This window comes from Kocuria carniphila (genome assembly GCF_004136555.1).
Taxonomy (GTDB): Bacteria; Actinomycetota; Actinomycetes; order Actinomycetales; family Micrococcaceae; genus Kocuria; species Kocuria carniphila.
The window spans coordinates 1-1,478 of record NZ_NOIT01000040.1 but is presented as its reverse complement, the minus strand read 5'-3'; the positions used below and the strand labels follow the sequence as shown (position 1 = coordinate 1,478).

General features: G+C 65.3%; 1 protein-coding gene. It reads left to right on the top strand.

Features of this window, described 5'->3' with window-relative positions; translation table 11 throughout:
- The first annotated feature begins 230 nt into the window (after positions 1 to 230).
- A complete protein-coding gene (locus tag EWV37_RS15390; RefSeq protein ID WP_129702505.1) occupies positions 231 to 1,454 on the top strand; it encodes an IS110 family RNA-guided transposase in 1,224 nt (407 codons plus the stop codon).
- Positions 1,455 to 1,478 lie beyond the last annotated feature (24 nt).

Genomic DNA, 1,478 nt, shown 5'->3' with positions numbered 1-1,478 from the left:
CGTTACCTTGTGAGTACCCCCGATAGTCGGGGGGTCTGGTCGCTCGGCCGGGTATGGCTTTGTTGCCCTGCCATCCATGGTCCGGGGGGTGTTGCCGCCCGGTCGAGAGACACGCGTTGACCGCTGATAGGGACACGGCCCAGCACTGCTGAGGTCTCTTCGTAACGTGGGTGCCGGCATCGGGTGTCGTGACTGCGACCAGCAGTGATGCGTCAAAGGAGGACAGCATCATGGAGACAAGATTCGCGGTCGTGATCGGCTTAGACGTTGGGAAGACAGGCCACCATGCCTGCGCCCTGGACCCCGGCGGAAGCCGGTTGTTCGACAAGCCCCTGCCCCAGGACGAGGCCCAGCTGCGGGAGCTGTTCACCGAACTCCAGAAGCATGGCAACGTGCTGATGGTCGTCGATCAACCCAACACCATCGGAGCACTGCCGATCGCGGTCGCCCGGGATGCGGGCTGTGCCGTGGCCTACCTGCCCGGACTAGCGATGCGAAAGGCCGCGGACCTGTATCCGGGCCGGTCCAAGACCGATGCACGCGACGCGTTCATCATCGCCGACACCGCCCGCACCATGCCGCACACCCTCCGTGCCGTCGACCGTGACAACGAGGTCCTCTCCGCATTGAAGGTCCTCGCTGGCTTTGATGAGGATCTCGCTCACGAAACAACACGGGCGCTGAACCGGATCCGGTCGCTGCTCACGCAGATCCATCCTGCCCTGGAACGGGTGTTCGCCGGCGGTAGCCTCGCCAACAGTCTCACCCTGGAGCTGCTGATCAAGTATGGCGGCCCCACCGGGCTCAAGACCGCAGGCCGGGGGAAGGTATTACGGTTCGCCCGCGCCCACTCTCGCCGAGACCCCGAAGCCCTGATCGACCAGATCTTCGCGGCGCTGGGTGAGCAGACCGTGGTCGTTCCTGCGACCGCCGCAGTGGAGTTGGTGATCCCGAGAGTCGCTGGCCAGGTGAAAGAGCTGAAGGAGCAGCGAGCGACGGTGGCTAGGGAGGTCGAGGGGATGTTGGAGGATTTCCCTCTCGCCTCGGTCTTGAGGAGCATGCCGGGGATCGGCCTCAAGACCGCCGCGCAGATCCTCCTGAACATCGGCGACGGTTCCGCGTTCGAGACTCCCGGCCACCTCGCGGCCTACGCCGGGATCGCGCCGGTCACACGAAGATCCGGGACCTCGATCCGCGGAGAGTTCCCCGCCCGATCGGGCAACAAGCGGCTGAAGAACGCCCTGTTCTACTCTGCCTGGGTCGCCTCGAACCACGACCCGATCTCGAAGACCTACTACGATCGCAAACGCGCCGAGGGCAAGCGCCACAACGCCGCCGTGATCTGCCTGGCCCGCCGCCGCTGCAACGTCATCTTCGCGATGCTCCGCGACGGCACGTACTACCAGTCACCCACACCAGTCCCGACCCCCGAGCCACCCACTCTCGCGGCTTGACTCGAAACATAGGGACACCCCCCG